Origin of the sequence: Brevundimonas sp., from assembly GCF_035627055.1 — a bacterium.
Taxonomy (GTDB): Bacteria; Pseudomonadota; Alphaproteobacteria; order Caulobacterales; family Caulobacteraceae; genus Brevundimonas.
Map to the genome: position 1 here is coordinate 320,129 of NZ_DASPMM010000010.1, position 7,300 is coordinate 327,428.

At 64.2% G+C, this 7,300-nt stretch carries 5 protein-coding genes, 2 tRNA genes and 2 rRNA genes; 6 read left to right on the plus strand and 3 right to left on the minus strand.

Translation table 11 applies throughout. From position 1 onward, the window contains the following. Positions 1 to 26: 26 nt before the first annotated feature. Genes hfaD through hfaA form a run of 3 tightly spaced genes read right to left on the minus strand, consistent with a single transcriptional unit; the run spans position 27 to position 2,666 of the window. Complete coding sequence (gene hfaD, locus VEA98_RS05305) at positions 27 to 1,283, minus strand: holdfast anchor protein HfaD (protein WP_324811453.1); 1,257 nt, start codon at positions 1,281 to 1,283, stop codon at positions 27 to 29. Continuing rightward, on the minus strand, positions 1,210 to 2,226 hold the full coding sequence (gene hfaB, locus VEA98_RS05310; protein ID WP_324811455.1) for a holdfast anchoring protein HfaB: 1,017 nt from the start codon (positions 2,224 to 2,226) through the stop codon (positions 1,210 to 1,212). Before hfaB ends, hfaD begins: the two co-directional genes overlap by 74 nt. Continuing rightward, positions 2,223 to 2,666 carry a holdfast anchoring protein HfaA gene (gene hfaA / locus VEA98_RS05315; protein ID WP_324811456.1) on the minus strand — a complete coding sequence of 148 codons (444 nt, stop codon included), beginning with the start codon at positions 2,664 to 2,666 and terminating at the stop codon, positions 2,223 to 2,225. Before hfaA ends, hfaB begins: the two co-directional genes overlap by 4 nt. 87 nt (positions 2,667 to 2,753) lie before the next feature. Here hfaA and VEA98_RS05320 point away from each other — a divergent pair, with 87 nt between their 5' ends. From VEA98_RS05320 to VEA98_RS05345, 6 genes are all read left to right on the plus strand, one after another. Further along, the gene (locus tag VEA98_RS05320; RefSeq protein WP_324811458.1) at positions 2,754 to 3,482 is read left to right on the plus strand and encodes a rhomboid family intramembrane serine protease; all 729 of its coding nucleotides are present in this window, start codon (positions 2,754 to 2,756) and stop codon (positions 3,480 to 3,482) included. Positions 3,483 to 3,528: 46 nt separating this feature from the next. Beyond that, entirely contained in the window at positions 3,529 to 3,957 is a 429-nt protein-coding gene (locus tag VEA98_RS05325) for a CBS domain-containing protein (protein WP_324811460.1), read from the plus strand. A gap of 817 nt (positions 3,958 to 4,774) precedes the next feature. Further along, positions 4,775 to 6,256, plus strand: a 16S ribosomal RNA gene (locus tag VEA98_RS05330). A 118-nt stretch (positions 6,257 to 6,374) separates the two neighbouring features. After that, positions 6,375 to 6,451: transfer RNA gene (locus VEA98_RS05335), tRNA-Ile, on the plus strand. A 30-nt stretch (positions 6,452 to 6,481) separates the two neighbouring features. Then, positions 6,482 to 6,557 (plus strand) — tRNA-Ala (locus VEA98_RS05340). A 222-nt stretch (positions 6,558 to 6,779) separates the two neighbouring features. Continuing rightward, positions 6,780 to 7,300 (plus strand): 23S ribosomal RNA (locus VEA98_RS05345); the annotation flags it as partial.

Genomic DNA, 7,300 nt, shown 5'->3' on the forward strand with positions numbered 1-7,300 from the left:
GGAAGGGCCGCTCAAGTTACGGAAGATTAATGTGACGGCCGCGAGACATAGAAGGACGCGGAGTTGCCGACGGCGTTGGCGCCGGTGATCACGGCGCGGGTCGAGCCGGCGACGGTCGCGTTGGCGGTCGCTGAGACGTCGCCGCCGTTGGTCTGGCTGTTGCGGGCTTCGAGATAGCCCTCGCACTCGGAACAGGCGTAGCCGGTGACGCTGTTCCCCACCGCCTCCGCCCCGACATAGACGTCGTAGCCGTTCGTGCCCGAGAAGGTGGCGGTGACGTCGACGCCGCCCGAGTTGAACTGGCTGTTGTCGATCTCGACGAAGATGTCGTTGTTGCCGACGGACAGTTCGTTGGCTGCCCCCCGTGCGGAGGCTTCGGCGCGGCCGTAGTCATAGGCGGTGGTGGTGGCGGCGGCGCGGACGAAGGCGGTGTTGTCCTGGCTGGACCCGACCACGACGGACCCGCCCTCGTTATAGAGCACGGCCTGGTTGGCGCTGGCGCGGGCGCGGCCGGCCAGATCCCAGGCGTTGCCGGCGTTGGCGCTGGACTCGGCTTCGACCAGGTCCCCCGTGGAGGACTGGACGATGCTGAGGTCCTGGCCGGAGGTCTGACCGCTGTTGACCTGGACGGCGTTGGCGATGGCCTGGCTGGAGATCACGGCTTCGGCCGGGATGTACTGGGTCTCGATGCGGTCGTAGGCGCGGACCGTCGCCGAAGATGACTGGTCAATGGAGCCGGCGACGACCGAGCCTTCGCCGTACATCGCGACCGTGTTGGAGATGGCCGAGGCATTGATGTAGGCGCCGTCCAGCAGGCGGGCGTCGTCGTCGCCCAGCTGCGAGGTCGCGCTGACCAGGCCGCCGGTGTTGGACTGGGTCGCATCGATGGTCAGGTCGGCGTCATAGGCGCTGACCGCCAGATAGTTGCCCTGTGCCTGGGTGGTGGCGTTGACCACGCCATCGGTGTCGCCGCCCAGGGTCATGTCGGTGGTCGCAACCGCGTCGCCGCGCATGTCCTGGTCGGACTGCACCGTGATGGAGCCGTTCTCGACCGCCCCGGACGCGCTGTTGCCCTGGGCGGAGGTGCTGACGGTGACCTGGTCCTGGGCGTCGACGACGTTCAGCGTCTGTTGCGAGAACACGTCGCCCAGTTGCAGCTGTTCGTTCAGGACGATCGAACCGCCGGGGGGCGGGGTCTGCGCGACAGCCTCAGTAGCGGCTGCGGCGCACAGCGCCGTCGCGGCGATCGTGCCAGCGAGACGGATCCGCGCGGGTTTCGCCATTGTTCGTGTCCGTGTTGGGGTAAGCCGGATAGTAGCCGCCGGTGGGGCCGGTCGTGCCGCCCAGCGGGTCAGGGCCGGCCGAGAGGCAGATCTCCGGTCCCGGAGCGCCGTACAGATTGGCCATGAACTCGACGGTCGCCCGCTCGATCAGGGCTCGCACCGCCAGCTGGACCGGCTCCAGCCCTCCTTCGCCGGCGGAAATGTCGAAGACATTGCCGTTCAGGAAATCGAACACGCCGGCCGAGATCTCGCGGCCGATGATCTGCTTCTGGTAGGAGACCACGTCGACGACCTCAAGCGTGGTGGTCTGCACCAGCCGCAGGTCGATGGCGATGTTCATCACAAAGGCCTTGCCGGCGAAGGCTGTCGACAGCGGCGTGTCCGTGCTGGCCTGGCCCGCGGCCATGTCGAACCCGCCCGAGCGGATGTTGTAGTTCACCTCGGTGATGCCGCCGACGATGTAGAAGTCCGACCCCGGCACCTGGCCCGCCAGGATGCGGCGATACTGGTTGTCGTCGGCTCCCGCGGGGCCTTCGTCGCCAATCAGGCGGTTGTTGGCGTAGCGCAGCTCCATCTCGGAGACCGAGGTGTCGTAGCGTTCGACCTGGCGGGCCCCGGCTTTCGCCAGGGCCGTCATCGCCATCTGTGACGCGCCGCCGGTGATCTGGCGACCGCCGTCGGCCGAGACCGTGCCGGTGTAGTCGCTGATCCGGCCCACGGCCATGCGCGGCGACGGCAGGTTGTAGCGCCGGGCGTAGTCGGCCATGCAGTAGAGAGCGGCGGAGTAGGGGGTCGGGTTGGCGGTCACGGGCGCATTGCCGATCGGGGTCGCATACACGCCCTGGGGCCCCGCCGACGCGGAGATGCAGCCGCCGAGGAGCGCGGCGATGGCGCTGGCGGCGACGACCGTCCTCAGACGCCGAACGGACTGACCGTGAATCATGGAAGCCTCAGGGTGCCGTTCAGACTGGTTCCGGCGGTGACGTTGCCGTTGTTGATCTGGGTGGAATTGACGATGACGGTGTTGTGGTTGCCCTGGACCACGACGTTCAGGCTGTTGCCGATCGCGGTGGAGCCGCCGATGGTCGTGCCGCCCTGGCCGCTGTGGCCGCCGGCGCCCGTGAAGCTGGTGGAGACCCCGCCGCTGGCGCTGGAATAGGCGCTGGCGCCCGCCTGGATGATGCCGTCGACGATCAGGCGGTTGCCGTTCTGGTCACGGGTCGAGCCGGTCTGGGGCCGGGCGGTGGTGTAGCGCGAGCCGCCGTAGCCCGCCTGGTAGGCGCCCATGCCCGAGGAACCCGCCGACTGGGCCGTCGCGGCCGCAGGCAGGGCGAGGACGGCGACGCTGAGGAGCGCGGAGATGGTCTTCGGCCGGATGGTCAAGGCGAACCTCCACAGGCGATCATGGTTTACGGGCCGGCAAGCAACCCCCGTGCCAATCTGGATCATGGTTATTAAGAACCACTTGCCATGCTCGGGCCTGACGACGATCTGTCCGCCGAACCGCTCCGGAGCCCCACCCTGACCGAGTCGCCGCCCTCCGAACCGATCTTCAAGGCTCCCGCGGTGGCGGTGCTGTTGGCGCTATCCCTGCCAGCCCTGTTCTGGCTACAGGCAAGATTGCCCGACGGCGGTCTGTCGCTGGCGTTCAGGCCGGCGTCGCTGTGGAGAGGCGACTGGTGGCCCGGCCTGCTCACCTCAATGTTCATGCATGGCGGTTGGGGGCACGTGGCGATGAACGCCTTGGGCGTGTTCGCCTTCGCCCCGCCGGTGGCCCGGCTGATGCCCGGGCCGCGCGGAGTCGCCGGTTTCCTCGCCTTCTACCTGGTGACCGGCCTGGTCGGCACGGCGGGCTATGGCCTCATTCACCCCGATACCTTCGATCCGCTGGTGGGCGCCTCCGGGGCGGTGTTCGGCGTGATGGGAGCCGCGTTGCGCCTGCTCGGACGGCGCGACGGCTCCCTGCGGCCCCTCGGCGACCGCCGCTTCCTGCTGATGGCGGGGGTCATCATGGTGGTGAACGCCGGAGCGGGCGTGATCGGCCTGCTGCCCGGCGCCGAGGGCGCGCGGGTGGCGTGGGAAGCCCACGCCTTCGGCTTCATCGCCGGCGCGTTGCTGATCGGGCCGTGGGTCCGGCTGTTCGGTTCACGCCGGACGTCATTTGATTCCCCGCCCGATCTGCGCGACCCTTCCGCCTGAAGCGGCCCGTCCGCGGCCGCGCTCTATATAGAGAGGAGGAGCCGCGATGCTGGTCGCCGAAATTCTCAAGGACAAGGGCGACGCCGTCTACAGCATCCGCCCGGACGTGCGCCTCGGCGACGCCTGCGGCGAGCTGGACAGGCTGCGGGTCGGTGCTCTCATCGTTTGCGATGCGGACCGGGTGGTCGGCGTCCTGTCCGAGCGCGACGTGGTCAGGGCGATGGCCGCCGGCGGGGCGGCGGCTCTGGATCGGCCGGTATCCGATTTCATGACGGCCGACGTCGTGTTCGCGGCTCCGGCGGAGACCGTGACCATCCTGATGGGCCGGATGACGGACCGTCGCATCCGCCATCTGCCCGTGCTCAGGGACGGACGGCTGGCCGGCGTGATCTCGATCGGCGACGTGGTGAAATGCCAGATCGCCGAGGCGACCCAGGAGGCGGAGTCGCTTCGCACCTATATAGCGGCTGGCTGACGCATCGGGCGGGGAGGCGGCGAACGCCGGCCGGCGACCGGGAGTCCGCGAGAAAGTTCGAGAATTCGCAGGAATCGGGTTGCGGTCCAAAAGGCCGCTGCGTATATCGCCGCCTCGCTCGGAAACGGGCCGGCCGCCGGGGCCACGGAGACGAAAGCCTCCACGGTTTCCCGGGAAGAAAGTCGCGAAAGCGGGTTGCTTCCTTAAGGTGTTTCGGTTAGGTTCCGCGCTCCAATCGAATCGTCGGACGAAACAGAGGCAAGCCTCTCGGCTTTCCAGACGGTTTTTTGCGGCCCGAAGTCTCCGGATTTCAGCCTTCGCAAAATGGCTCAAAAAGCCCGGTTGACACGGATAAGCGGCCTCACTAGATAGCCGCCTCCGCCGCCCTCCGGGGCGGGTTTGCAGAGAGAGGTTCTTCTTTAAAAAGAACCACTTGACGCAGGAAAATGAGGCGGTAAACACCGCCTCCCTCGCCTCCGGGCGGGGCCGCTGAAAAGAGATCGTCCTTCGGAATGATCGCTTGACACGGGAAAGCGAGGCGACTACATCGCCGCCTCCGCCGCAACCGGGCGCTAAACGGTGGGATCGGTTCTCCGGTTCCTGGGTCTTTGAAATCGTTGATCTGGAAAGAGAAACGCAGGCGGCGGTGTCCTAGCGACAATCCTAGAGATTGTCTCGACACTGACAACTGCGGTCTTTTTGAAAAGACACCATGACGTCGCTCTTCGGAGAGGCGTTCGTGGGATCTCGTCAAGAATACGTAGAACTAATGCCAAGTCGGTCTTCGGACCGATCTGCTTAGGTCAGATAGTCAACTCAACCTGAGAGTTTGATCCTGGCTCAGAGCGAACGCTGGCGGCAGGCCTAACACATGCAAGTCGAACGAACTCTTCGGAGTTAGTGGCGGACGGGTGAGTAACACGTGGGAACGTGCCTTTAGGTTCGGAATAACTCAGGGAAACTTGAGCTAATACCGAATGTGCCCTTCGGGGGAAAGATTTATCGCCTTTAGAGCGGCCCGCGTCTGATTAGCTTGTTGGTGAGGTAATGGCTCACCAAGGCTACGATCAGTAGCTGGTCTGAGAGGATGACCAGCCACATTGGGACTGAGACACGGCCCAAACTCCTACGGGAGGCAGCAGTGGGGAATCTTGCGCAATGGGCGAAAGCCTGACGCAGCCATGCCGCGTGTATGATGAAGGTCTTAGGATTGTAAAATACTTTCACCGGTGAAGATAATGACTGTAGCCGGAGAAGAAGCCCCGGCTAACTTCGTGCCAGCAGCCGCGGTAATACGAAGGGGGCTAGCGTTGCTCGGAATTACTGGGCGTAAAGGGAGCGTAGGCGGACATTTAAGTCAGAGGTGAAATCCCGGAGCTTAACTTCGGAACTGCCTTTGATACTGGGTGTCTTGAGTGTGAGAGAGGTATGTGGAACTCCGAGTGTAGAGGTGAAATTCGTAGATATTCGGAAGAACACCAGTGGCGAAGGCGACATACTGGCTCATTACTGACGCTGAGGCTCGAAAGCGTGGGGAGCAAACAGGATTAGATACCCTGGTAGTCCACGCCGTAAACGATGATTGCTAGTTGTCGGGGAGTTTACTTCTCGGTGACGCAGCTAACGCATTAAGCAATCCGCCTGGGGAGTACGGTCGCAAGATTAAAACTCAAAGGAATTGACGGGGGCCCGCACAAGCGGTGGAGCATGTGGTTTAATTCGAAGCAACGCGCAGAACCTTACCACCTTTTGACATGCCCGGACCGCCAGAGAGATCTGGCTTTCCCTTCGGGGACTGGGACACAGGTGCTGCATGGCTGTCGTCAGCTCGTGTCGTGAGATGTTGGGTTAAGTCCCGCAACGAGCGCAACCCTCGCCATTAGTTGCCATCATTTAGTTGGGAACTCTAATGGGACTGCCGGAGCTAATCCGGAGGAAGGCGGGGATGACGTCAAGTCCTCATGGCCCTTATGGGCTGGGCTACACACGTGCTACAATGGCGGTGACAGTGGGAAGCGATCCCGCGAGGGGGAGCGAATCTCCAAAAGCCGTCTCAGTTCGGATTGCACTCTGCAACTCGGGTGCATGAAGTTGGAATCGCTAGTAATCGCGGATCAGCACGCCGCGGTGAATACGTTCCCGGGCCTTGTACACACCGCCCGTCACACCATGGGAGTTGGCTTTACCCGAAGCCGGTGCGCTAACCGCAAGGAGGCAGCCGACCACGGTCAGGTCAGCGACTGGGGTGAAGTCGTAACAAGGTAGCCGTAGGGGAACCTGCGGCTGGATCACCTCCTTTCTAAGGATCCCGGCCCTCGGCCCCGCGCGCCGCCGCCGGCGCATCCCTTCTCCTGGATGATCAGACAAAGACGACCGCCGCCCTTGCCCGTTGCCGGGCGCGGGCGGCCCGGTCCTCTGGGCTAGTAGCTCAGTTGGTTAGAGCGCGCGCTTGATAAGCGTGAGGTCGGAGGTTCAACTCCTCCCTGGCCCACCATCTTCCCGTCCGGCGCGGCGCGCCGGCGGCGGGGGCGTAGCTCAGTCGGGAGAGCGCCTGCTTTGCACGCAGGAGGTCATCGGTTCGATCCCGTTCGCCTCCACCACCCGGTGGCGGGGGCGGGGCATCCAGGGCGAAGGCACAACAACGGAGTTCCCGGCCGACCGGCCTTGTGCCGGTGGGCCGTTGGCGTCGCCTCCAGCGGCGCCGGGATCTTGGACAAAGTGAAGAGGGTAATTGTGTGACCGAAGGATGCATCTTCGAGGATGCGGGTCGCGTGCGCGGGGTTGCCCCTGCGTGCGGGGCACGCGACGAAGGTTGAAGAGAGATCAAGCGTAACAAGGGCATCTGGTGGATGCCTTGGCACTGAGAGGCGATGAAGGACGTAGCACGCTGCGATAAGCTGTGGGGAGCCGCGAGCAGGCTTTGATCCGCAGATTTCCGAATGGGGCAACCCCACCGCAAGGTGATCGTGAGCTGAATTCATAGGTTCACGAGGCGAACCCGGGGAAGTGAAACATCTCAGTACCCGGAGGAAAGGACATCAACCGAGACTCCGCTAGTAGTGGCGAGCGAACGCGGACCAGGCCAGTGGCCGTCGTGACACAACCGGAACCGGCTGGAAAGCCGGGCCAGAGCGGGTGACAGCCCCGTACGGGTCAACCAGCGACGGTCCTCGAGTAGGGCGGGACACGTGAAATCCTGTCCGAACATGGGGGGACCACCCTCCAAGCCTAAGTACTCCTCAGTGACCGATAGTGAACCAGTACCGTGAGGGAAAGGTGAAAAGCACCCCGACGAGGGGAGTGAAACAGTTCCTGAAACCGGATGCCTACAAGCAGTGGGAGC

Bases quoted from the DNA above. Each gene is read 5' to 3' on its own strand.
- hfaD (WP_324811453.1), bottom strand. From the start codon at position 1,283: ATGGCGAAACCCGCGCGGATCCGTCTCGCTGGCACGATCGCCGCGACG.
- hfaB (WP_324811455.1), bottom strand. From the start codon at position 2,226: ATGATTCACGGTCAGTCCGTTCGGCGTCTGAGGACGGTCGTCGCCGCC.
- VEA98_RS05320 (WP_324811458.1), top strand. From the start codon at position 2,754: ATGCTCGGGCCTGACGACGATCTGTCCGCCGAACCGCTCCGGAGCCCC.
- VEA98_RS05325 (WP_324811460.1), top strand. From the start codon at position 3,529: ATGCTGGTCGCCGAAATTCTCAAGGACAAGGGCGACGCCGTCTACAGC.